The sequence below is a fragment of the Streptomyces sp. NPDC058697 genome (assembly GCF_042715345.1).
GTDB lineage: Bacteria > Actinomycetota > Actinomycetes > Streptomycetales > Streptomycetaceae > Streptomyces > Streptomyces liliifuscus.
Window position 1 is genome coordinate 21,919 of record NZ_JBHXSU010000004.1, and the last position, 21,922, is coordinate 43,840.

Annotated in this window: 21 protein-coding genes; 9 read left to right on the plus strand and 12 right to left on the minus strand. The window is 70.6% G+C overall.

Annotated features, from left to right (window positions below):
- Positions 1 to 32 precede the first annotated feature (32 nt).
- A complete protein-coding gene (locus tag ACFWXQ_RS10950) occupies positions 33 to 1,529 on the plus strand; it encodes a carotenoid oxygenase family protein (protein WP_383950083.1) in 1,497 nt (498 codons plus the stop codon).
- A 55-nt stretch (positions 1,530 to 1,584) separates the two neighbouring features.
- Here ACFWXQ_RS10950 and ACFWXQ_RS10955 read toward each other — a convergent pair whose 3' ends face one another.
- Both ACFWXQ_RS10955 and ACFWXQ_RS10960 read right to left on the minus strand, forming a co-directional pair.
- Positions 1,585 to 2,649: an adenosine deaminase gene (locus tag ACFWXQ_RS10955; RefSeq protein ID WP_383950085.1), complete on the minus strand. Its 1,065-nt coding sequence runs from the start codon at positions 2,647 to 2,649 to the stop codon at positions 1,585 to 1,587.
- A gap of 43 nt (positions 2,650 to 2,692) precedes the next feature.
- Positions 2,693 to 3,124, minus strand: a complete 432-nt coding sequence (locus ACFWXQ_RS10960; RefSeq protein ID WP_383950088.1) for a VOC family protein — start codon at positions 3,122 to 3,124, stop codon at positions 2,693 to 2,695.
- Between the two features lie 175 nt (positions 3,125 to 3,299).
- Here ACFWXQ_RS10960 and ACFWXQ_RS10965 point away from each other — a divergent pair, with 175 nt between their 5' ends.
- Positions 3,300 to 4,010, plus strand: a complete 711-nt coding sequence (locus ACFWXQ_RS10965) for a dienelactone hydrolase family protein (RefSeq protein ID WP_383950092.1) — start codon at positions 3,300 to 3,302, stop codon at positions 4,008 to 4,010.
- Between the two features lie 109 nt (positions 4,011 to 4,119).
- Here ACFWXQ_RS10965 and ACFWXQ_RS10970 read toward each other — a convergent pair whose 3' ends face one another.
- Together ACFWXQ_RS10970 and ACFWXQ_RS10975 are read right to left on the minus strand one after the other, a co-directional pair.
- Positions 4,120 to 5,217 carry a winged helix DNA-binding domain-containing protein gene (locus ACFWXQ_RS10970; protein ID WP_386268009.1) on the minus strand — a complete coding sequence of 366 codons (1,098 nt, stop codon included), beginning with the start codon at positions 5,215 to 5,217 and terminating at the stop codon, positions 4,120 to 4,122.
- Between the two features lie 119 nt (positions 5,218 to 5,336).
- The gene (locus ACFWXQ_RS10975) at positions 5,337 to 5,906 is read right to left on the minus strand and encodes a DinB family protein (RefSeq protein ID WP_383950100.1); all 570 of its coding nucleotides are present in this window, start codon (positions 5,904 to 5,906) and stop codon (positions 5,337 to 5,339) included.
- Between the two features lie 110 nt (positions 5,907 to 6,016).
- Between ACFWXQ_RS10975 and ACFWXQ_RS10980 the strand changes: the two genes are divergently transcribed.
- Positions 6,017 to 7,033, plus strand: a complete 1,017-nt coding sequence (locus tag ACFWXQ_RS10980) for a helix-turn-helix transcriptional regulator (RefSeq protein ID WP_383950103.1) — start codon at positions 6,017 to 6,019, stop codon at positions 7,031 to 7,033.
- Here ACFWXQ_RS10980 and ACFWXQ_RS10985 read toward each other — a convergent pair.
- From ACFWXQ_RS10985 to ACFWXQ_RS11000, 4 genes are all read right to left on the minus strand, one after another.
- Entirely contained in the window at positions 7,027 to 8,391 is a 1,365-nt protein-coding gene (locus ACFWXQ_RS10985; protein WP_383950106.1) for a phospholipase, read from the minus strand. The two genes, ACFWXQ_RS10980 and ACFWXQ_RS10985, sit on opposite strands and share 7 nt — an antisense overlap.
- Positions 8,392 to 8,568: 177 nt before the next feature.
- Positions 8,569 to 9,453, minus strand: coding sequence for a glycoside hydrolase family 19 protein (locus tag ACFWXQ_RS10990; protein WP_384079484.1), 885 nt, complete (start codon positions 9,451 to 9,453; stop codon positions 8,569 to 8,571).
- A 196-nt stretch (positions 9,454 to 9,649) separates the two neighbouring features.
- The gene (locus ACFWXQ_RS10995) at positions 9,650 to 11,029 is read right to left on the minus strand and encodes an aldehyde dehydrogenase family protein (RefSeq protein ID WP_383954735.1); all 1,380 of its coding nucleotides are present in this window, start codon (positions 11,027 to 11,029) and stop codon (positions 9,650 to 9,652) included.
- A gap of 131 nt (positions 11,030 to 11,160) precedes the next feature.
- Entirely contained in the window at positions 11,161 to 11,607 is a 447-nt protein-coding gene (locus ACFWXQ_RS11000) for a MarR family winged helix-turn-helix transcriptional regulator (RefSeq protein WP_383954737.1), read from the minus strand.
- Positions 11,608 to 11,810: 203 nt separating this feature from the next.
- Between ACFWXQ_RS11000 and ACFWXQ_RS11005 the strand changes: the two genes are divergently transcribed.
- The 6 genes from ACFWXQ_RS11005 to urtE all read left to right on the plus strand — a co-directional run bounded on the left by ACFWXQ_RS11005 (position 11,811) and on the right by urtE (position 18,093).
- Positions 11,811 to 12,923, plus strand: coding sequence for a substrate-binding domain-containing protein (locus tag ACFWXQ_RS11005; protein ID WP_383954739.1), 1,113 nt, complete (start codon positions 11,811 to 11,813; stop codon positions 12,921 to 12,923).
- 306 nt (positions 12,924 to 13,229) lie between these two features.
- The gene (gene urtA, locus ACFWXQ_RS11010) at positions 13,230 to 14,453 is read left to right on the plus strand and encodes an urea ABC transporter substrate-binding protein (protein WP_383954741.1); all 1,224 of its coding nucleotides are present in this window, start codon (positions 13,230 to 13,232) and stop codon (positions 14,451 to 14,453) included.
- Between the two features lie 72 nt (positions 14,454 to 14,525).
- Positions 14,526 to 15,422: an urea ABC transporter permease subunit UrtB gene (gene urtB, locus ACFWXQ_RS11015; RefSeq protein ID WP_383954743.1), complete on the plus strand. Its 897-nt coding sequence runs from the start codon at positions 14,526 to 14,528 to the stop codon at positions 15,420 to 15,422.
- Complete coding sequence (gene urtC / locus ACFWXQ_RS11020; RefSeq protein ID WP_383954745.1) at positions 15,419 to 16,546, plus strand: urea ABC transporter permease subunit UrtC; 1,128 nt, start codon at positions 15,419 to 15,421, stop codon at positions 16,544 to 16,546. Before urtB ends, urtC begins: the two co-directional genes overlap by 4 nt.
- Before the next feature lie 19 nt (positions 16,547 to 16,565).
- Positions 16,566 to 17,390: an urea ABC transporter ATP-binding protein UrtD gene (urtD, locus tag ACFWXQ_RS11025; RefSeq protein ID WP_383954747.1), complete on the plus strand. Its 825-nt coding sequence runs from the start codon at positions 16,566 to 16,568 to the stop codon at positions 17,388 to 17,390.
- A gap of 7 nt (positions 17,391 to 17,397) precedes the next feature.
- Entirely contained in the window at positions 17,398 to 18,093 is a 696-nt protein-coding gene (gene urtE, locus ACFWXQ_RS11030; protein ID WP_383954749.1) for an urea ABC transporter ATP-binding subunit UrtE, read from the plus strand.
- 30 nt (positions 18,094 to 18,123) lie between these two features.
- Here urtE and ACFWXQ_RS11035 read toward each other — a convergent pair whose 3' ends face one another.
- From ACFWXQ_RS11035 to ACFWXQ_RS11050, 4 genes are all read right to left on the minus strand, one after another.
- Complete coding sequence (locus tag ACFWXQ_RS11035) at positions 18,124 to 18,345, minus strand: hypothetical protein (RefSeq protein WP_386268015.1); 222 nt, start codon at positions 18,343 to 18,345, stop codon at positions 18,124 to 18,126.
- Positions 18,346 to 18,550: 205 nt separating this feature from the next.
- Positions 18,551 to 19,270, minus strand: a complete 720-nt coding sequence (locus ACFWXQ_RS11040; RefSeq protein ID WP_383947564.1) for a DNA polymerase beta superfamily protein — start codon at positions 19,268 to 19,270, stop codon at positions 18,551 to 18,553.
- A gap of 176 nt (positions 19,271 to 19,446) precedes the next feature.
- On the minus strand, positions 19,447 to 20,628 hold the full coding sequence (locus tag ACFWXQ_RS11045) for an LLM class flavin-dependent oxidoreductase (RefSeq protein WP_383947567.1): 1,182 nt from the start codon (positions 20,626 to 20,628) through the stop codon (positions 19,447 to 19,449).
- A 107-nt stretch (positions 20,629 to 20,735) separates the two neighbouring features.
- A complete protein-coding gene (locus tag ACFWXQ_RS11050; protein ID WP_383947570.1) occupies positions 20,736 to 21,920 on the minus strand; it encodes an SfnB family sulfur acquisition oxidoreductase in 1,185 nt (394 codons plus the stop codon).
- Positions 21,921 to 21,922: the final 2 nt, after the last annotated feature.

Here is a 21,922-nt window from a genome sequence, read left to right on the forward strand (position 1 = left end):
AACACGACAACTGCGGCACGGGGAGTGCGGAGATGACTGAGCACAGCCGACGGAACGTACTGCGCGGGGCGGCCGCCATCGCGGCGGCGGGCGGACTCGTAGGAGCGACGGGAGGACTCGCGGCAGCTGCTCCCGCCACCGCGAAGGAACGCCACTTCCCGTTCCTGGAAGGGGCGTTCGCGCCGGTCACCGAGGAACTGACCGCCTTCGGCCTCCCCGTCACCGGACGGATCCCGCGCGAGCTGAACGGCCGCTACCTCAGGAACGGGCCGAACGTCCTGGGCCTTGAGGACCCCCGCGCGCACCACTGGATGCAGGGCGACGGCATGGTGCACGGCGTCCGGCTGCGGGACGGCCGCGCCGAGTGGTACCGCAACCGCTGGGTCCGCTCCTCCCGCGTCGCCGAGAAACTCGGCGAGCCCTACCCGGGCCCGGTGCCGCCGGACGACTTCCCCTGCAACACCCACGTCATCGGGCACCGCGGGCGGGTCCTGGCCCTCCAGGAGAGCGGCCCTCTGCCGTACGAACTCGACTACGAGCTCAACACGGTGGGTACGTACGACTTCCGCGGCACCCTGGAGGGCGCGTTCACGGCGCACACCAAGCTCGACGCGGAGTCGGGCGAGCTGCACGCGATGACGTACTACCCGACCTGGAACCACATCCGGCACCTGGTGGTGAACGCCGCTGGGCGGGTCGTCCGGACCACCCGGATCCCGGTGTCGGACAGCCCGATGATCCACGACTTCGCGCTCACCGAGAAGTACGTCGTCATCTTCGACATGCCGGTCACCTTCGACCCGGCGGGCGCGGAGCGGGGCGACCTGGTGCCGTACGTGTGGAACGACCGGCATGCGGCGCGGGTCGGTGTGCTGCCGCGGGCCGGCGGCCGGATCCGCTGGATCGAGGCGGAGCCCACGTACTACTCGCACACCCTCAACGCCTACGACGAGGGTTCGTCCGTGGTCGTCGACCTCACGGCCATCGCGGCGCCCTTCTTCGTCGCGGGACGCGGCTCCGGCGGGCCGTACGGGGCCGGGACCCCGCGGCTGCACCGCTGGACGGTCGACCTCGACCGGGGCCGCGTACGCACCAAAGTGCTGGACGACCGGCCTCAGGAGTTCCCGCGCGTCAACGAGTCGCTGGTGGGGCGGCGGCATCGGTACGGGTACTCGGCGGCCTCCGCCGAGATGACGCTGGCGTATGTGACGCCCGACGGGAACCCGCCCGACCGCGTCTTCCGCAACGAGCTGATCAAGCACGACCTGTTGCGCGGTACGACTCGGGTGCACCGGCTGCCCCGGCACGCGGCGGCCGGCGAGCCGGTGTTCGTGGCCTCGGACCCGGCGGACCGCAGGGCGGCCGAGGACGACGGCTACACGCTGGCGTACGTGCACAATCCCGACCGGGGCGCGGCCGATCTGCTGATCCTGTCCGCCCAGGACTTCACGGGCGAGCCGGTGGCCCGGGTCCATCTGCCGGGGCGGGTGCCGCTGGGCTTCCACGGGAACTGGGTGCCGGACGCGTGAGAGCACGCGTGACGCCGGCCGGAACCGCCGAGCGGTCCGGCCGGCCTCACGGTGCTCAGAGCTCGTAGCCCGGCAGGACGACGTCCCGGATGAGGGCGGCCCGCTCGTCGAACGGGATGAACGCGCTCTTGAGGGCGTTGACCGTGACCGTGCGCAGGTCGTCGAGCGTCCAGCCCGCCTCGTCGACGAGCAGGGACATCTCGCGGGTCATGGTCGTGCCGGACACCAGCCGGTTGTCGGTGTTGAGGGTGACGCGGAAGCCCAGGTCGCGCAGGTGGGTGATCGGGTGGTCGGCGATCGAAGTGGCCGCACCCGTCTGGAGGTTGGACGTCGGGCACATCTCCAGGGCGATCCGGCGGTCGCGCACCCAGCCCGCGACACGGCCGAGCTTGCCGTCCACGATGTCCTCGGTGATACGGACGCCGTGGCCGATGCGCTGGGCGCCGCAGACCTGCAGGGCCTGGTGGATGCTGGGCAGACCGTGGGCCTCACCGGCGTGGATGGTGAACGGGACGTTCTCGACGCGCAGGTGCTCGAAGGCGGCGAGGTGGTCGGCGGGCGGGAAGCCGTCCTCGGCGCCCGCGATGTCGAAGCCGACGACGCCGGCGTCCCGGAAGGCCACGGCCAGGTCGGCGGCCTCGCGGACCCGGTCGAACATGCGCATCCCGCACAGCAGCGTGCCGACGCGGACCGACGTGCCGTGGGCCGCCGCCTTTGCCATACCGGCGGCCAGCCCCTCCTGCACGGTCTCGACGACCTCGGAGAGGGCCAGCCCGCCGTTGACCAGCAGTTCGGGGGCGTAGCGCACCTCGCCGTAGACGACACCGTCCTCGGCCAGGTCGAGCACGTACTCCTCGGCGGTGCGCAGCAGGCCCTCGCGGGTCTGCATCACGGCGAGGGTGTGCTCGAAGGTGGCTATGTAGCGGACCAGGTCACCGGAGTTGGCGGCCTCGTAGTACCAGGCGGCCAGCTCGTCCGGGTCGGTGGTGGGGAGCGTGTGGCCGACCGCGTCGGCGAGTTCGACGAGCGTGGTGGGGCGCAGGCCGCCGTCGAGGTGGTCGTGCAGCACGGCCTTGGGCAGCCGGCGAATGGTGTCGATGTCGATGCGGGACGCGGTCATGCGGTGTTTCCTCGGCAGATTGTCGGTGGGTGGGGAGCGCTGATCACTGGGCGGTTTCGCCGGGAGCGGCGGGCTGCGGGTCGGGCGCGGCGGGCTGCAGCAGGTCCCACCGGTTTCCGTACAGGTCCTGGAAGACGACGACCGAGCCGTACGTCTCGTGCCGGGGCTCCTCCAGGAAGGTCACGCCCGCCGCGGTCATCCGTGCGTGGTCGCGGGCGAAGTCGTCGGTGTGCAGGAAGAAGCCGACCCGGCCGCCGGTCTGGTCGCCGACCCGGCCGCGCTGTGCCTCGTCCTTGGCCCGGGCCAGCAGGAGCCCGGTGCCGGGCCCGCCGGTGTCCGGCTCCACGACGACCCAGCGGGACCCGTCGGGCCGCGGGGTGTCCTCGGCGAGCCGGAATCCGAGGGCCTCGGTGTAGAAGCGGATCGCCTCGTCGTAGTCGTCGACGACGAGGGTGACCAGGGCGACGCGTTTCATCGGAGCCTCTCGGGGAGTGAAGGGGCAGGACACGGGGTGGGTTATACGTAACACGCGAGGATACGGCATGGCGAGGCGCACGGACTCCCGCCCCGGGGAGGGAGGGGCCGCGTGCCGTCGCCGCACCCGCCTCCTGCATGCTGGGGTCAAGATCAAGCGACAGGAGTGACACACCATGTCCGAGACGCCCAGGTCGACCGGAGCCCCCGCCCACCAGAACGTCACGTTCCCGAGCGGCGGCACCACCGCGCACGGTTATCTGGCGCTGCCGCCGGCCGGACAGGGGCCCGGCGTCATCGTGATCCAGGAGTGGTGGGGCCTCACCGACCACATCGCGGACGTCACCGAGCGCCTGGCGAAGGAGGGCTTCGTGGCGCTGGCCCCCGACCTGTACGGCGGCAATGTCGCCCACGACAGCGCCGAGGCGTACCGCATGATGCAGGACCTGCCCGTGGCACGTGGCGTCGAGCTGCTCTCCGGTGCCGTCGACCACCTGCTGGCGATGCCCGAGGTCACCTCCGGGACCGTCGGCTCGGTCGGCTTCTGCATGGGCGGCGGTTTCGTCCTCTACCAGGCCGCCACCGACCCGCGCGTCCACGCCGCCGTCCCCTTCTACGGCGTCATCCAGGGCGAGACCCCCGACTTCTCCGGCCTCAAGGCGCAGATCCTCGGCCACTACGGCGAACGCGACTCGGCCATTCCGGTCGACTCCCTCGCCCCGCTCCGCGACACGATCCGCGAGCAGTCGGGCATCACCCCGGACTTCCGCGTCTACCCCGCCGACCACGCCTTCTTCAACGACGGCCGCCCCGAGGTCCACGACCCCGAGTCGTCGGCCCTGGCCTGGCGCAGCACGGTGGACTTCCTGCACGCACAACTGGGCTGACCGGAGCGGCGGTTCGGCGGTGCCGTGACGCGGGTCGCGAATGGACCCGCGTCACTCACGGGTGGGGTGCTCCCAGCGCTTCTGCCCCTCCTGTCCCTCCTGTCGCTTCTCAAGAAGACGCGGCGATCCGTACGCGATCGCTGTCGCCGTCGGAGAGGAACGCGGCCAACTCCCGCCCCTGCTCGGCCACATCGGTGCGGTCGGCCCGGGAGAGGCGGTACAGCGGGGTGACCAGCACGGTGTCCGCCTCCACGGTCCAGGTCGCGGCGACCCGGCCGTCGACCAGGACGACACGCGCGCCGGCGACCGACAGGCCGCGATGGGCGTCGTCGATGATCCGGCCGCGGTCGTGGTAGCCGAGGATCGCGTTGTCGAACGCGGGCAGGAACCGTGCCGGGGCGGGGGTTTCGGGGTCGGGGCGCGGTGCGTCGGGCAGGTCCAGCAGTTCCCGGCCCCGCTCGTCGCGGAAGGTCACCAGTTCCTCGCGTACGGCGGTGATCGCGGCCGGCAGTCCGGCGAGGCCGCACCAGGCGCGCAGGTCGGCCGAGGCGGCGGGGCCGAACGCGGCCAGATAGCGACGCACCAGGTCCTGGCCCACAGGGTCGGAGCCGCCCGGGGCCGGTGGGGCGATCTCGCGTCCGAGCCAGGAGGAGAGCGGGGCGTTGCGCACTCCCGCCCGGGTGCGCCACAGCCCGCGCGGGGGCAGTTGCACCATCGGAATGAGGGCGGCGACCAGGATCTCGCCCAGTGGCCGGGGTCCCGGCTTCGGCCAGCGGTCGGCGAGCGCCCGCGCGAGTTCGCTCATCGAGCGGGGCTCGCCGTCGGCCATGACGGCCCGGCCCGCCGCCGCGAGCTCGTCGAGATCCACTCCGGCCAGTTCGCCGCGGTAGACCCCGAGGACCCGTTGGCGCAGCATGGCGTCGTGGCGGGCCCGCCAGGCCAGGGCGTCGTCGGCGGTGACGAGGTGGACGGTGCGGCGCATCAAATGGGTGCGTACCACGCTCCGCCCGGTCAGCAGGTCCGAGAGCACCGCCGGGTCGAACGCGCGCAGCCTCGACCAGAGCCCGACGAACGGTTCCTGCGGTTCCTGCGCCTGCAGACCGCCCAGGTGCGCGACGGCGTCGAGCACCGGCAAGTCGGCGCGGTCGAGCAGCAACTGCCGTGCCAGCGTTGCCCGGTTGAGCGCCCGGGCGTCGAGAACGGTCATCGGGTCGCCCCCGGGGCCTGTCCGAACCTCATGGCGCGCTCTTCCCTTCGCATACGTACTGGATTCCGCGGTCGGGACCGGGTCGGGGCGGGGCCCGACCCGGTCGGGGTCCATCGGTGTCAGGTCGACTTCTGCCCGTCGAGCGTCTCGCGCAGGATGTCCGCGTGCCCGGCGTGCTGGGCGGTCTCGGCGATGACGTGCGTCAGCACCCGGCGCACACTGCGCACGGCTCCGGGCTCGTGCCAGGGCGCCTCCGGCAGCGGATGCGTCGCCGAGAGGTCGGGCACGGAGGCGATGATCTTCTCGCTGTGGGCGGCGACCTGTTCGTAACGCTCCACGATCCCGGCCAGCGTCTCGCCGGGCAGCATCAGGAAGTCGTTCTGGTGGTCGATCATCCACTGCGGGAACTCGCGTGCCGTACCGGCCGCGATGTCGGCCCAGGTGACGCCGTCGGGCAGGTCGTGGCGCATCGCCGACGGCCCGTCGACCACGAAGCGCAGCCATCCCTCCTCGATGGAGGCGACATGCTTGATCAGCCCGCCCAGGCACAGCGCGCTGGCGGTCGGGCGTTCACCGGCCTGCTCGTCGGTGAGCCCGCGCGCGGTGCTGGTCAGGGCGGCCCGCGCGGTCGCGAGCGCGGCGATCAGGTCGGTCCGCTCGGCGTCGGGAGTGGAAGGGGGCGTGGTCATGGCGGTCACAGTCATCGGTCCTCTGGCTCGTTCTCGTTGTTCGGTACGAGAACGACAGTCGCAGGAGAAGCGGCCAGGGAGTGTCCTCTACTCGGGGCAGTATGGGTGTCATGCCGAAGACATCAGCCCGACTGCTGTCCCTGCTCTCGCTGCTCCAGGCACGCCGGGACTGGCCTGGGGCGCTGCTGGCGGAGCGGCTGGACATCAGTCCGCGTACCGTGCGGCGGGATGTCGACCGGCTGCGCGAGCTCGGGTATCCCATCGTGGCCTTCAAGGGGCCCGAGGGTGGGTACCGGCTCGACGCCGGAACCGACCTGCCGCCGCTCCTGTTCGACGACGAGCAGGCCGTCGCCCTCGCCGTCGCGCTCCAGATCGCCACGACCACCGGCGCCGGCATCGAGGAGGCCGCGGCGCGTGCGCTGACCACCGTCCGGCAGGTCATGCCCGGGCGGCTGCGCCGCCGGATCGACATGCTCCAGGTCACCGCCGTCGGGCGATCCGCGGCCCGGACGGAGTCGCAGATCGACAGCGGCGTACTCATGGCACTCGGCGCCGCCGTCCACGCGCGCGAGGTGCTGCGCTTCGACTACGCCTCCCCACCGGGAGCCGGTGACGACGATCCCGCCATGAGGGCACCGCGCCGGGCGCAGCCCCATCACCTCGTCACCTGGGGCGGGCGCTGGTACCTCGTCGCCTGGGACCTGGACCGCGAGGACTGGCGCACCTTCCGCGCCGACCGGATCAACCCGCGTGTCCCTACAGGGCCCCGGTTCACCCCGCGCGAACTGCCCGGAGGTGACGTGGCCGCTTTCGTGGCGGGCCGGTTCCGGGGCTCGGACGGCTCCGGCGGCTCCGGCGACTGGCCCTGTCTCGGCGAGGTGATCCTCGATCTCCCCGCCGCCGAGGTGTCCCGCTACTCCCGCGACGGAGTCGTCGAGGAACTCGGCCCGGACCGCTGCCGGCTGGTCCTGGGTTCGTGGTCGTGGGCCGGCCTGGCCGCCGACATCGGCAGGTTCGACGCCGACATCGAGGTCGTCGGCCCGGCCGAACTCAGGGACGCCTTCGCGCAGTTGGCCCGCCGCTACGCGAACGCGGCGGCGGGCCCACTCGGCCAGAAGTGTCAGTAGGTGTAGGTGTTCAGCGTCGACACCGCGGACGCCGGGTTTCCGAGGTCGTAGTGGTCCACCGCGAGGAAGTTGGGCTTCTTGCGGGCCGCGGGCTGGCAGAAGCGCTGGGCCCGGTCGAGGAGCTTGGTGTTGTCGGTGGTCGTCGTGGAGGCGATCGCCGCGTCGCGGAAGTGGTTCATGACGAACAGCGGCTTGAAGGGCGGCGCCGTGGCGGTGAGGGGGATGTTGGTGTCGGCGCCGTACCACCGGCTGTAGCAGGACCAGTCGGAGCTGCCGAGTCCCGAGCCCATGGACCAGTAGTTCTCGACGGTCCACTCGCGCTGGTACATGACGCCGAAGCTGTCGCGGGTGAGACCGGCGGACTGGTCGGCGGAGCGGCTGTGGTCGGTGAAGATGAGGAGGCGGTCGTTGGCGGCGATGAGTTCCGACATCTTCGGCCAGCCCTTGGTGCGGACACCGGTCTGGTCGGGACGGTAGAGGACGTCGGACAGGCCGTTGACGCGGGCCAGTTCGCTGCGCAGGACGCCCGGGTCGACGTAGTCCTCCAGGAAGACGGTGACGAACTCGTTCGGGTTGGCCCTCAGGTAGTCGACCATGCGCTGGATGTCGACCCACAGCGCGACCGGCCGGCTGACGAGGGTGCAGCTGTTGTGGCAGAGGATCGCGCCGTCGGAGGTCTGGTGGATGTCCAGCATGAACCCGCGTACGCCGTCGGTGAGTTGCTGGTTGATTCCCCGGCTCTGGTTCGGGACGAGGTTGATGAAGGGTGGCGCGAATCCGCCGTCGACGCCGTTCGCGTAGGCGTTGTGGGAGGTGAGGAACGTGACCTGGTCCAGGGTGCGTTGGTCCGGGGACGGCATCGGGGACGTCGGTGACGACGTGGGAGTCAGGTACCAGGAGGCCAGGTTGCCCGCCGTGCCCAGGGCCAGCTGGGCGGGGTAGTTGGAGCCGGACGGCTTCGCGGCGACCGTCAAGTACTGGTCGGCGCCCGGGACTTTGAGCCGGTACTGGTCGGTTCCTGTCGCCGTGATCTCCCACGGGGCGTCACCGCTCGTACAGGCAACGGTTCTCGCCTGGCCGCCTGAGCGGCCGAGGCAGCTGCCCGCGGTGTCGGTGCTCTCCAGCACGTACGACGTGCCGCTCGACCGGAGTGTCCACTGCTGCCGGTCCTCGTTGCCCTTGGGGTTGCGCTGGAGGACCGCGCCCCCGCTGTCGGCGGCGTTCAGGCCGGTGACCGCGCTCTGCATGTAGAACACTCCTCCCGTCGGGACCGCCGCCGAGTGGGCGGGAGCGGCCAGGACGGAGGTGAGTGCCGCTCCGGCGGCGGTGAGGGCGAGCAGGGGGCGATGCATCCGCATGTCGGTAGGGGTCCCTTTCAGCAGCGCGACGGCGCCGGAAGCGGCAGCCGGGAAATGGGGGGTCTGCGCGGGACACTCAATCGGCTTGGTATGTACTGGTCAATAGCCCGACCGGCCGGACAGGGCGGCGACATCGAGCCGCCGCCCCACGGCCGCCGGGGATACCCGGGCGGTACCTCAGCAGTACAGGTTGTTGCCCGTCGTCGTGCCGAGGATCTGGGTGAACCGCGTGTAGTTGTTCACCCGGCTCTGCACCTGGGCGGGGTTCTTGCCGTCGCACTCCAGCGAGCCGTTGATGGAGCGGATCGTCTGGCCGAAGCCCGCGCCGTTGACCATCGCGTTGTGGCCGGTCATCGTGCCGGGGCCGTTCTGCGTGTTCCAGTACCAGAGGCCGGTCTTCCAGGCCACGGCGGCGTCGTTCTGCACCAGCCAGGGGTTGTTCAGGAGGTCGATGCCGAGCGCGTCGCCCGCGGCCTTGTAGTTGAAGTTCCAGCTGAGCTGGATCGGCCCGCGGCCGTAGTACGCGGCCTGGCCGGCCGGGCAGCCGTACGGCTGGCCCCAGTCGCAGTAGTGCGGGTAGTTGGCGGTGTTCTGCTCGACGATGTGGACCAGTCCGCCGGTCTCGTGGCTGACGTTGGCGAGGAAGGCCGCGGCCTCCTGCTTCTTCACCGTGTCGCTGCCGGTGTTCGCGAAGGCCGGGTAGGCGCTCATCGCGGCCTTCAGCCCGCTGTACGTGTAGAAGGAGTTCCGGCTCGGGAACATCTGGTTGAACTGCGTCTCGCTCACGACGAAGCCGGAGGGGTTGGTGCCTCCGTCACAGGCGTACGGCTCCCAGTACCAGGTGCTGATGGTGGGGTCGTAGCCCGGGTTGTCGTGCTCGGCTATGTAGGCCTTGCCGTCGGTGTAGCGGACGATGTTGCCGGTGACGTAGGACTTGCCGGCCACCCAGCTCGGGTAGCTCGAACAGGCCGCCGCGGACGCGCTCGACGCCGGCAGGAGCACCGGCGCGGCGCTTGCGAGCATGAGCGCGGCCACGAACGCGGAGATACGACGCCTCGACACAGGACCAACTCCTTCGCGGAGCACGGCCGCCCCTGTACGAGGGCAGAGCGAAGCGGAACCATGTGCGCACAGGCCGGTGTGACCGGCCACGGCGTACGGGGCGGCCGTGGTGGGGGGTGTGGAGGCACACTCAACTCCCTTGGTCTGGACCAGTCAAGGGTGTAGACCAGTCAACCCGCCCCGCGGCCGCTCCGGTTCAGCTCAGCGGCTTCTCCAGAACCGCCTTGCGGTGACTGAACGTCTCGATGGAGTAGCGGCCGTGGTAGTTGCCCATGCCGCTCTCGCCGACGCCGCCGAACGGCAGGTCGGAGACGGTGAGATGGGCGAGCGGCAGACCGAAGCCGAGGCCGCCCGAGGACGTTTCGGCGGCGAGCCGCTCGCGGGTGACGTCCGACTCGGTGAAGACGTACAGAGCCAGGGGCTTGTCCCGGTCGTTGATGAACTCGACGGCCTCGTCGAGCCCCGGCACCGTCACGATCGGCAGGACCGGGCCGAAGATCTCCTCGCCCATGACCGGCGAATCGGGGTCCACGTCGGCCAGAACGGTCGGCGCGATGTACTTGGTGGCGCGGTCGCTGCCACCGCCCACGACGACACGGCCGGAGTCGAGCAGCCCGCTGAGGCGGTCGAAGTGCCGCTCGTTGATGATCCGGCCGTACTCGGTGGAGGTGGCGGCGTCGGACCCGTACAGGTCCTCGACGGCCTTGGCCAGAACCGGTTCCAGGGCGCGGGCCGTCTCCGGGTCGGTGAGTACGTAGTCGGGGGCGACGCAGGTCTGCCCGGCGTTGAGGAACTTGCCGCGGGCGAGGCGGTCGGCGACGACGGACAGGTCGGCGTCCCGGTCGACGAACGCCGGGGACTTGCCGCCGAGTTCGAGGGTGACCGGGGTGAGGTGCCGGGCGGCGGCGGTCATGACGATGCGGCCGACGGTGCCGTTGCCGGTGTAGAAGATGTGGTCGAAGCGCTCGGCGAGCAGGGCCGTGGTCTCGGGAATGCCGCCCTCGACGACGGCGACCGCGTCGGTGTCGAGGTACTCCGGCAGGAACCGGGCGAGGAAGGCGGAGGTGGCCGGGGCCAGCTCGCTGGGCTTGACGACGACCGCGTTGCCGGCGGCGAGCGCGCCGACCATCGGGGCGAGCAGGAGCTGCGCCGGGTAGTTCCAGGGCGCGATGACCAGGACGACACCGAGCGGGTCGTACTGCGTCCAGGCGGTGGCGTCCTCGCCGAGGTGCGCGGGGACGGGGGCGGACTCAGGGCGCAGCCACTCGTCGAGGTGCTCCAGGGTGTGGTCGATCTCCCGTACGACGAAGTTGATCTCCGTGCGGAACGCCTCGGTGGAGCTCTTGCCCAGGTCGGCATGGAGGGCAGCGGCCAGGTCGTCGCCGTGCGTGGTGAGCAGCTCGCGCAGGCGGCGCAGCTGGGTGGTGCGCCATACGACGGGCTTGGTGCGGCCGGTACGGAAGGTGGCGCGCAGCCGGGCCACGACGTCGGCGGGCTGCTCGGGGGTGGGCTGGTTCACGGTGCCTCGCTGGTCGGAGTGGGCCGGTGGCCCGCGTGCGGTGGGGTCGAGCGGCAAGCTCGATGTATATGCCAACCATTTATACGGCATCATGATTCCGCACCACGCGAGGCAGGTGGCCATGAGCGTCACAGATCACACCGAGGGCGCAACGGCGGCTCGCGGCTAGGCCCTCCGGCGGCCGACACCTACACGGAGGACTCGGCCGCCGCCCCGTCGAGCGTGTCCGCCAGCCGGTGCAGCAGCCCCCGCAGCACTTCGTCGTCGCCGTCGCTCAGGACGGGCCACTGGGCACGGACCTCGCGGTCGACGCGCCGCCAGTGGTCCTCACCGCGCGGGGTGAGGTGGGCGAGGATGCGGCGCCGGTCGAGGGGGTCGACGCGCCGGTAGACGAGGTTCTGGTCGACGAGCTGGTCGACCAGTTTGGTGAGGGTCGGCGGCGGCAGGAAGGCCGCCTCGGCGACCGCCGCCATCGGGTGGCCCTCTCCGTCGGAGAGCAGGGAGAGCACACGCCAGGCGTCGAGCGAGCAGCCGTGCTCGTCCAGGGCGGCCTGCAGCCGGCGCGCCGCCAGCCGCTCGGCCCGCGTCAAGAGGTGCATGAGGTCCTGAGACCGACGCGGAGGTGGGGTCGGCATCCTTCTCCTCGCTCCCGGGGGTCAGCACATCGTACAAGTCCCGCCTCCCACAAGGATCTCCCACATCTGCCGCCGCACGCGCGCACCGCGCGCCAGGGCCCGGCCGCCGCACACCCTTCTAGCCCAGGTCTCCGGCGCCCCGGGCGCGGACCGTACCCCGAGACGGATTGGAGTTCACCGGACGTTCCCGGAATCATGCCCTCATGGTCCGGCTCGACCCGCCTCCGCTCGACTGGTTCACGGCCGACGACTCGGTCGTCAGCGTGGCGCTGGTCTTTCCCATGCAGGGCGCCGCGGGGATCTTCGGGCCCACGTGCGAGTTGTGCGCGCGGCTCGCCGCGGAGGAGGTCAACCGCTCGGGCGGGGTGCTCGGCAAGGAGCTGCGGCTGCTGCCGGTCGACGGCGGCGCCGAACCGCACCGCATCGCCGAGAACGTCGAGGCACTGGTCGACCTCGGCATCGTGCAGGGAGTCACCGGCTGGCACATCTCCTCGGTACGCCAGAAGCTGGCACCACGCATCGCCCACCGCGTGCCGTACGTGTATACGGCACTGTACGAGGGCGGCGAGGACACGGCCGGTGTGTTCCTGACGAGCGAGACCCCGAACGACCAACTGCGGCCCGCCGTGCACCTGTTGGCCCGTGAACACCGGGTGCGCCGGTGGTTCGTCGTGGGCAACGACTATGTGTGGCCCCGCCGTACGGCCAGGGCGGCTCACCGTTACGCGCGCGAGTCGGGCGGCGGCATCTGCGCGGAGGCGTATCTGCCGCTGGGTACGCACGACTTCGACGGGGTGCTGCGACGGATCGAGCGGTCGGAGGCGGACGCCGTGCTGATGCTGCTCGTGGGCAGCGACGCGGTCCGGTTCAATCGCGCGTTCGCCGCGTCCGGCCTCGACGAGCGCTGTCTTCGGCTCAGCACCCTGATGGACGAGAACATGCTGATGGCGAGCGGCCCCACGGCCACCGCCGGCCTCTACAGCACGGCCGGATTCTTCGCCTCCCTCGCCAACCAGGACACCCTCGACTTCCACGGCCAGTACGCCGGACGGTACGGAGTCGAGGCACCGGTCCTCGGCAGCCTCGGCGAATCCTGTTACGAGGGAGTCCTGCTGCTCGCCGCGCTCATCGACCGGGCCAGGACCCTCGACGTCTCCGCGATCGGCGCGGCGGCGGACACCGTCTCGTACGAGGGGCCGCGCGGGCTGCTCCATCTGCGGGGCAGCCATGTGCGCCAGCGCATCTATCTGGCGCGGGCGGACGGCGTGGACTTCGATGTCGTGGCCCAGCTGGATCTTCACGAAACCCGGCCTTGACATGCTCGCGCTTCCGCGAAGATACTTCCCGCAGGAAGTAATTAGAATGCCTCGGGCAAACTGTGAATTCATGCGAAGAATTCCGCCCCGGGCATTTTTTGTTTCCCGATGAGAGCCGGAAGATACCGCCGGGAAAGTACCGCGAAACACCTTCGAAACAGGGTGACTTGAGGCTGTGGACCGCACTTCAGGAGGAGGTTGTCCTCCCAGCCCGAGGGGGTTCTTTTGTCCAGCGGTTCCAGCGGTTCCAGCGGTTCCAGTCGTTTCCAGGGTTTCAAGGGGTCCGGTCCTTCGCGGCGCCGGGTGATGGGGGGCGCCGCCGCACTCACCGCCGTCGTCGTGCTCTCCGCGTGCGGCGCCAAGACCGACGCCGCGGGTGGCTCGTCCGACGCGGCCGCCAAGGCCGACACGAGCGGCGACACGGTCAAGGTCGGCCTGCTCAACTCGCTCTCCGGCACCATGGCGATCAGCGAGGTGACCGTACGCGACTCGCTGAAGCTGGCGATCGACGAGATCAACGCCTCGGGCGGAGTGCTCGGCAAGAAGGTCAAACCGATCAGCGAGGACGGCGCCTCCGACTGGCCGACGTTCGCCGAGAAGGCGAACAAACTCATCAAGGAGGACCGGGTCACGGCCACCTTCGGCTGCTGGACCTCCGCGAGCCGCAAGGCCGTGAAGCCCGTATTCGAGAAGAACAAGTCCCTGCTGTTCTATCCCGTGCAGTACGAGGGACTTGAGGAGTCCCCGTACATCTTCTACACGGGCGCCACCACCAACCAGCAGATCGTCCCGGCGCTCGACTACCTCAAGAGCCAGGGCAAGAAGAGCATTTACCTCGTCGGCAGCGACTACGTCTTCCCGCGCACCGCCAACAAGATCATCAGGGCGTACGCGAAGGCCAATGGCATGAAGGTGCTCGGCGAGGACTACGCGCCGCTGGGTTCCACCGAGTTCAGCACCATCGCCAACAAGGTGAAGGCGTCGAAGGCCGACGCTGTCTTCAACACCCTCAACGGCGACTCGAACGTGGCCTTCTTCAAGGAGTACAAGTCGGCCGGTCTGACCGCGAAGAGCATGCCGGTGGTCTCGGTGTCGATCGCCGAGGAAGAGGTCAAGTCGATCGGATCGCAGTACCTGGCGGGGCAGTTGACGGCCTGGAACTACTACCAGACGACCGCGGGCGAGGCGAACACCAAGTTCGTGAAGGCGTACAAGGCCAAGTACGGCCAGGACAAGCCGACCAGTGACCCGATGGAGGCCGCGTACACCTCGGTCTACCTGTGGAAGGCGATGGTCGAGAAGGCCAAGTCCTTCGACCCGGAGAAGGTGAAGGCGGCCTCCGACGGCATCACCTTCGACGCACCCGAGGGCGAGGTCACCGTGGACGGCGCGAGCCAGCACATCTACAAGACCGCCCGGATCGGGAAGATCGGCACCGACGGGCTGATCGAGCAGGTGTGGGACTCCGGCAAGGCGATCAAGCCTGACCCGTATCTGAAGGGCTACTCCTGGGCCTCCGGCCTCTCCTGACCGACCGTCACGTTCGGGCCGGCCTTCGGAAACGAGGGCCGGCCCCGCGTCCCGCCTCCCCGGAGCCGCCGTATGACCGTGATCCTCGGTCAGACCTTCACCGGCATCAGCATCGGTGCCGTCCTGCTGCTCATCGCGCTCGGTCTCTCGCTCACCTTCGGCCAGATGAACGTCATCAACATGGCCCACGGCGAGTTCATCATGGCTGGCGCCTACACCACGTACGTCCTCCAGAAGTCCATCTCCAGTGCGGGGCTCTCGCTGCTCGTCGCGCTGCCGGTCGCCTTCCTGGTCGCCGGAGCACTCGGCGCACTCCTTGAGTGGGTGCTCATCCGCCGACTGTATCTGCGGCCGCTCGACACGCTGCTCGTCACCTGGGGTGTCTCGCTGATGCTTCAGCAGGCGGCCCGGGACATCTTCGGCGCTCCGAACGTGCAGACCCGCGCGCCCGATCTGCTCACCGGGAACATCACCGTCATCGGCGGCGACGATCCGCTGACCTTCGCCAACAGCCGCCTGTTCATACTGGGGTTGGCGATCACGGCGGTGGTGGCACTGTCGCTGACGCTGCGGCTGACTCCGCTCGGCCGCCGGATCCGCGGGGTCGTGCAGAACCGGGATCTGGCCGAGGTGTCCGGCATCTCCACCTCGCGGGTGGACCGGACCGCGTTCTTCCTCGGGTCCGGGCTCGCCGGTGTCGCGGGCGTCGCGCTGACACTGGTCGGTCCCATCGGTCCCACGATGGGTACCAACATCATCATCGACGCGTTCCTGGTGATCGTGGTCGGCGGCATCGGACAGCTCAAGGGGACGGTCATCGTCGCCTTCGTCCTCGGTGTCCTGCAGGCCGTCCTGGAGTACTCCACCACCGTCAGCGTCGCGAAGGTGCTCGTCCTCGTGGCCATCGTCGCGTTCCTCCAGTGGCGGCCCCAGGGGCTGTACACGCTGCGTACGAGGAGTCTCGTATGACCCTGCTCCCCCTGCTCAAAGGCCGGTCGGCGCGCGCCTGGGCCGGATTCGCCGCGGCCGCGCTCGCCCTGTTCGCCGTGGCCCCGCTGGCACTGTCGGACTTCCGGCTCGGGCTGCTCGCGAAGTACCTGTGCACCGCGATGGTCGCCGTCGGCATCTGTCTGGCCTGGGGCCGCGGCGGGCTGCTCACGCTCGGGCAGGGTGTGTTCTTCGGGCTCGGCGGCTACGCGATGGCGATGCATCTGAAGATCGCCGACGCGGGTCCTGGCAACCTTCCCGACTTCATGCAGCTGTACGGCACGGCCACCGAACTCCCTTGGTGGTGGCGGCCGTTCGAGAACCCGCTCTTCGCGCTCGCCGCGACCGTGCTGCTGCCGATGGCCGTCGCCGCAATCCTCGGTTCGTTCATCTTCCGCCGCCGGGTGAAGGGCGCGTACTTCGCGATCCTCAGCCAGGCGCTCGCCGCGGCCTTCGCGATCTGGCTGATCGGCCAGCAGGCCACGACCGGCGGCACCAACGGACTCACCGACATCCAGGGCTTCTTCGGCTACGACCTCAACGACCCGGTCAACCAGCGGATGGTGTACTTCGTCATCGCCGCCGCGCTGTTGCTGCTGATCGCCCTCGCCCGGCAGCTGATCCACAGCCGCTACGGCGAACTCCTCGTGGCCGTACGGGACTCGGAGGAGCGAGTGCGCTTCCTCGGGTACGACCCGGCGAACGTGAAGCTCGTCGCGTACGTCGTGGCGGCCGGCATGGCGGGGCTCGCGGGCGCGCTGTTCGTGCCCGCGGTCGGCATCATCTCCCCCGCGATGATCGGCATCGTGCCGTCGATCGAGTTCGTCATCGGTGCCGCGGTCGGCGGCCGGGCGAGCCTGGTCGGCGCGGTGCTCGGCGCGGTCGGGGTGGCCTGGGCGAAGACGGCGCTGTCGGAGGAGTTCCCGGCGGCCTGGACCTACTTCCAGGGGCTGCTGTTCATCGTGGCCCTGGCGTTCCTGCCCGGTGGTCTCGCCTCGCTGGTGGGGATCGTACGGCGGCGCAGGTCCTCGCGCGCGACCGGGGACGCGGCCGGCGGCGGGACCGGGGAAAAGACGCCGGCCCTTCCTCTTGGAGAAGCAGCATGAGTGCTCTTGGAGACGCAGCATGAGTGAACTCTCGGGCCTTGAGATACGCCGACTGCGGGTGTCCTTCGACGGGTTCACCGCCGTCGACGGTGTGGACCTCGACGTGCGGCCGGGCGATCTGCGCTTCCTGATCGGACCCAACGGCGCGGGCAAGACCACGCTCGTCGACGCCGTCACGGGTCTCGTGAAGGCCGAGGGCTCCGTGCTCTTCGGCGGCGCGGAGCTGCTGGGGCGGAGCGTGCACACCATCGCCCGGTCGGGGATCGGCCGCACGTTCCAAACGGCGACTGTCTTCGAGGAGTTGACGGTCCTTCAGAACCTGGACATCGCGGCCGGTGCCGGACGGGGCATGCTGACGATGCTGCGGCGCCGCAAGGGCGTGCCGGAGCCCGTCGCGCGTGCGCTGGAGACGGTCGGGCTCGCGGAGCTGGCCGACTCCCCCGCCGGGACGCTCGCGCACGGGCAGAAGCAGTGGCTGGAGATCGGCATGCTGCTCGTGCAGGACGTACGGCTGCTGCTGCTCGACGAGCCGGTCGCCGGGATGAGCCACGACGAACGGCAGGCCACGGGCGAGCTGTTGGAGCGGATCAGCGAGGAGCGGACCGTGGTCGTCATCGAGCACGACATGGACTTCATGCGGTCCTTCGCGCGCAGCGTCAGTGTGCTGCACGCGGGCAAGGTGCTGAGCGAGGGCACGGTGGCCGAGGTGCAGGCCGATCCCAAGGTGCAGGAGGTGTACCTCGGCCACGCGGCGGCCCAGGACGCAGAGTTGATCCTGCCGGACGAGCCCGAGCCCGCGGGTGGCGTCGCGCCCAGTGCGGCCGTACAGGAACAGGAGGCGTGAGGCGGACATGAAGCTGGAGATCGACGACATACGGGTCGGCTACCACCGCAGTCTCGTCCTGCACGGAGTCTCCGTGCAGGTGCCTGACGACGGGGTCGCCGCGGTGCTCGGACACAACGGCGCGGGCAAGAGCACACTGCTGCGGGCGGCAGTTGGGCTGCTCACCCCGTCGAGCGGTGCGATCCGTCTCGACGGCGAGGACATCACCCGCCGCAAGCCCCACGAACGCGTGGCACGCGGCATGGCCTACGTGCCGCAGGGCCAGCAGGCCTTCCCCCATCTCACGACGGCCGAGAACCTCCAGCTGGTCGCGGACGGCCGCAAGCGCGGCAGGACGGCGATCGACGAGGCGCTCGACCTGTTCCCCGCGCTGAGGACTCTGTCGGGGCGGCGGGCCGGGCTGCTCTCCGGCGGTCAGCGACAGCAATTGGCCATCGCCCGGGCGCTGGTGACGGAGCCTCGGATTCTCCTCCTCGACGAGCCGACCGAGGGAATCCAGCCCTCGGTCGTGGCCGAGATCGAGGAGACCATCCTCGCGCTGGCCGCCCGCGGCGGGCTCTCGGTCCTCCTCGTCGAACAGCACGTCGGCTTCGCGATGCGGGCGGCGCAGCGGTACTACGTCCTGGAGGCCGGGCGCGTCACGTCGTTCGGCGAGGGCGGTCAGGAGGCGGAGCGGTCGGTACGGGAGGCACTGAGCGTGTAGCGGCTCACTCCAGGTTGAGCGTGCAGCGGCTCACGCCACCTGGAGTTCCGTCCTGCGGCGCTCCAGGTGGGCGCGCTCGGCCAGGTTCTCGGTGAGGGCGATGGCCGCCTCGTACGCCGCTGCCGCCTCCGTCGGCCGCCCGGTGCGCCGCAGCAGGTCGGCCCGTACGGCGTGGAAGGCGTGGAAGGCGCGGTAGCCGTCGAGATCGAGGGCGTCGACTAGGGCGGGGCCGCCTCGGCGCGCCGAGCTCACGCGTGGACTCGCGGCGCGGCCGGTCGACGGCCCGGCCCGCTTCCTCGGCGAGGTCGATGCCACCGAGGAAGCGGACGAGGACGGCGACCGCATGGCCGTATTCCGCGCGGAATACGGCCTCGACGGCGCGGTTCGAGGTCGTCGGACCTCAGTACTCAGTCCCCTGCCCTCAGCCCTCGGCCTCGCCCACGAGAGAGCTTTTCGGTCACCGCGCGGGCGCACGCGCCGGTGTGGGGTCCGGCGTGTAGTAGTGAGCCCGGACCCGGCGCAGCCACGCCTCGACGGGCGCCTCGTCGGGCTGCTCCGGCAGGGCGCTCCGGGTCTCGTCGAAGGCCGCCTCGTACCGCTTGAGCAGGGGCAGCGCGGCCATGGCGTCGGCTGCCACCTGTTCGCCGAAGCGGTGGTACTCCTCCGGGTTCTCGACGCGGATACTCACGCGGCCGGTGGCGTACAGCTCGAAGCCCTGGTGGCAGAGGCGGCGCAGATGTCGGGCATGCTTGGCAGTGCGCTTGCGGGTGTCCGCGGAGAACGAGCTGTCGCCACGGTCGTAGAGCCGCTTGAACTGCTGGGTGGCGTACCCGAGATAAGCGTCGCGGACGCGCTTCGCGGACAGCAACGTGGTGCGGATGCCGATGAGTTCGTCACCCAGCGGGGTGCGGACCTCGTACAACTCGTCGGGCAGCCACACCAGTTCGGTGACCGTCGGGTTGCCGCGCAGGGCGAGTCGGCACCACTTGGCCGCCTCGTGGAGGGTGCTGTCCGGCTTGGTCGTGACGTGGGACTCCTTCGGCGGGTGCAGGCCGTGGAGGTCGTCGGTGGGGGCGGCGAACATGCCGAGGCGGTCCACGTCCGAGCCCTGGTGGGCCAGGCCATAGGCGGTGGAGCCGACAATGCCGGACAGCAGGATGTTGTTCTTGGCGGTCACGGCGTCGCCCCTCTCCTCGCCGCCTCGCTGCCTTGTGCGAGCCGGGCGGCTCACACAAGGTCATCACCCGGGGGGCGGCTGCGTACAGCGATTTTCGCGGGTGCGAGGTGGCGGCGTTCCGGGGGCGCAGGGCAACGGCATTCCGGGGCGCCGGGCGACGACTGCGCCCCGGAACCTCAGCTCGCGAACGGCACCTGTGCCGCGGGGGCCGGCCGCTCGGCGAACGGGTGCCGCCACAGGCCCTGCGCGGCGAGCCGGGGCAGGACGCCCTCGCCGAACCAGTACGCCTCCTCCAGGTGCGGGTAGCCGGACAGGACGAACTCCTCGATGCCGATGGCCTGGTACTCCTTGATCCGTTCGGCGACCTCGTCGTGGCTGCCGACCAGGGCGGTGCCCGCGCCGCCGCGCACGAGGCCGATGCCGGCCCAGAGGTTGGGGTGGATCTCCAGGCCGGTGGGGGTCCCCCCGCTCGAGCGAAGCCGAGAGTGGGGGAGGTTGCCGCCGCCGTGCAGGGCGAGCATCCGCTGCTGGCCCTCGGACTCGCTGCGGGCGAGACCGGCCTGTACGGACTTCACGGTCTCCGGGTCGAACCCGGCCAGCAGCCGGTCCGCCTCCGCCCACGCCTGCTCGGAGGTGTCGCGGGTGATGACGTGCAGCCGGATGCCGAAGCGGACGCTGCGGCCCTCCTTCTCGGCCAGCGCGCGGACCCACGCGATCTTCTCGGCGACCTGTGCGGGCGGTTCGCCCCAGGTGAGGTACACGTCCACGTGCTTGGCCGCGACCTCGCCCGCGATGGGCGAGGATCCGCCGAAGTAGATCTCGGGGACCGGGTCGGGGACGCGGGCGAGGCGGGCGTCCTCGACCTGGAGGAACTCACCGGACAGGTCGACGGTCTTGCCCTCCCACAGGTCCCGGACGATCTGCAGGAATTCGCCGGTACGGCGGTAGCGGGCGTCCTTGTCGAGGAAGTCGCCGTAGGCGCGCTGCTCGTGGCTCTCGCCGCCGGTGACGACGTTGAGGAGGAGCCGTCCGCCGGACTGGCGCTGGAAGGTGGACGCCATCTGCGCGGCGAGCGTCGGGGAGACGAAGCCCGGCCGGAAGGCGACCAGGAACTTCAGCCGCTCGGTGTTCTGGCTGACCATCGCGGTGGTCAGCCAGGCGTCCTCGCACCAGGCGCCGGTGGGCGTGAGCGCTCCGACGAAGCCCAGATCCTCCGCGGCGCGGGCGATCTGGCTGAGATAGGCGACCGTCGGCGGCCGGTCCCGGCCGGACACCGTGGCCGGGGTGCCGTGGCCGCCGCCGACGACATGGCGGCTGTCGCCGTTGGTGGGCAGGAACCAGTGGAAGGTGAGGGACACGGGTCCGTTCTCCGATCGGGGCGGGTGCTGGTGGGGTGCCGTGGACGGCGGGGTGCTGTGGACGGCCTTTCCGTCTCGGGGGAGCCCGGTCTCGGAAGAGCCCGGTATCAGAGCAGTCCGTGCCGTGGAGGCAGCGTGCCGTTCAGTACGTACCGGCCGATGTGCTGGATCTTCCAGCGGGCCGGGTCGTGCAGTGTGTGGGTGCGGGCGTCACGCCAATGCCGGTGCAGATTGAGGGAGTTGAGGGCGGACCTGGTGCCGGACACCTCGAAGAGTGCGCCCGACACCTCGACGGCGGTCCTCGCGGCGTGCGCCTTCGCGGCGGCCACGGCGATGGACGCCTCGGCCGCCGAGGTCTCCGTGAGGTCGGCGCGGGCCGTGTCGACCGCCCGGGCCGCCGCGCCGAGCAGTGCCTCGGTGGCCCGCACCTGAATGGCGAGCTCTCCGAAGCGCTGGATGAGCAGCGGATCCTCGGCGGCGGACTCGACACCGCTCTCGAACCACGGGCGGCTCTTCGTTCGGACGAACTCCACGGCCTCGGCGAGTGCGCCCGCCGCGATCCCGGCGTCGATGGCGGCGTGCAGCAACTGGGCGACCGCGCCGTGGAGTTGGGGGCCCTGGAAGGTGAGGTGGTGCGGGAGGACCCGGTCGGCGGGCACGGGTACGGCGTCGAGCCCGACGGTGCCGCTGGCGGTGGTGCGCTGGCCCATGCCGTCCCAGTCGTCGACGACCGTGAGGCCTTCGGCGTCCCGGGGTACGTACGCGACGTGCAGGTTGTCGTCCTCGGCGCGGGCGAGGACGGGGATCCAGTCGGCGAAGAGGGCGCCCGTGGAGTAGTGCTTGACCCCGGTGAGGACGTACGAACCGTCCGGGGCCGGCTCCAGTCGGGTGCGGATGTCCTGGACGTGCTTCGTGCCGGCCTCCGACTGGGCGTTGCCGAAGCGTCGCCCCGCCAGCACCTCGCTGAAGAAGAACGCCCGCTGCTCCGGGGTTCCCTGACGGCGGATCACATTGACGTAGACGAAATGGCTCTGGGGGATCTGGGCGAGGCTGGCGTCGGCCGAGGCGAGGAGCCGGAAGATCTCGGCGAGGGTCTCCTGGCGTACGTCGGCGCCGCCGTGCTCGGCGGGCACGGTGGCGGCGAGCAGGCCGGAGTCGGAGAGCCGGTCCAACTCCTCGCGGGGAAGCCTGCGTTCGGCGTCCCGTCGGGAGGCCTCGGCCCGGAACTCGTCGGCCAGTGCGGCGGCGACGGTCAGGGCCTCGGCATCACCGGTGATGATCTTGGCCGACATGG

What these genes read in the sequence shown, in the direction of transcription:
- ACFWXQ_RS10950 (WP_383950083.1), top strand. Translation starts at nt 33, where the DNA reads ATGACTGAGCACAGCCGACGGAACGTACTGCGCGGGGCGGCCGCCATC.
- ACFWXQ_RS10955 (WP_383950085.1), bottom strand. Translation starts at nt 2,649, where the DNA reads ATGACCGCGTCCCGCATCGACATCGACACCATTCGCCGGCTGCCCAAG.
- ACFWXQ_RS10960 (WP_383950088.1), bottom strand. Translation starts at nt 3,124, where the DNA reads ATGAAACGCGTCGCCCTGGTCACCCTCGTCGTCGACGACTACGACGAG.
- ACFWXQ_RS10965 (WP_383950092.1), top strand. Translation starts at nt 3,300, where the DNA reads ATGTCCGAGACGCCCAGGTCGACCGGAGCCCCCGCCCACCAGAACGTC.
- ACFWXQ_RS10970 (WP_386268009.1), bottom strand. Translation starts at nt 5,217, where the DNA reads ATGACCGTTCTCGACGCCCGGGCGCTCAACCGGGCAACGCTGGCACGG.
- ACFWXQ_RS10975 (WP_383950100.1), bottom strand. Translation starts at nt 5,906, where the DNA reads ATGACCACGCCCCCTTCCACTCCCGACGCCGAGCGGACCGACCTGATC.
- ACFWXQ_RS10980 (WP_383950103.1), top strand. Translation starts at nt 6,017, where the DNA reads ATGCCGAAGACATCAGCCCGACTGCTGTCCCTGCTCTCGCTGCTCCAG.
- ACFWXQ_RS10985 (WP_383950106.1), bottom strand. Translation starts at nt 8,391, where the DNA reads ATGCGGATGCATCGCCCCCTGCTCGCCCTCACCGCCGCCGGAGCGGCA.
- ACFWXQ_RS11000 (WP_383954737.1), bottom strand. Translation starts at nt 11,607, where the DNA reads ATGCCGACCCCACCTCCGCGTCGGTCTCAGGACCTCATGCACCTCTTG.
- ACFWXQ_RS11005 (WP_383954739.1), top strand. Translation starts at nt 11,811, where the DNA reads ATGGTCCGGCTCGACCCGCCTCCGCTCGACTGGTTCACGGCCGACGAC.
- urtA (WP_383954741.1), top strand. Translation starts at nt 13,230, where the DNA reads ATGGGGGGCGCCGCCGCACTCACCGCCGTCGTCGTGCTCTCCGCGTGC.
- urtB (WP_383954743.1), top strand. Translation starts at nt 14,526, where the DNA reads ATGACCGTGATCCTCGGTCAGACCTTCACCGGCATCAGCATCGGTGCC.
- urtC (WP_383954745.1), top strand. Translation starts at nt 15,419, where the DNA reads ATGACCCTGCTCCCCCTGCTCAAAGGCCGGTCGGCGCGCGCCTGGGCC.
- urtD (WP_383954747.1), top strand. Translation starts at nt 16,566, where the DNA reads ATGAGTGAACTCTCGGGCCTTGAGATACGCCGACTGCGGGTGTCCTTC.
- urtE (WP_383954749.1), top strand. Translation starts at nt 17,398, where the DNA reads ATGAAGCTGGAGATCGACGACATACGGGTCGGCTACCACCGCAGTCTC.
- ACFWXQ_RS11050 (WP_383947570.1), bottom strand. Translation starts at nt 21,920, where the DNA reads ATGTCGGCCAAGATCATCACCGGTGATGCCGAGGCCCTGACCGTCGCC.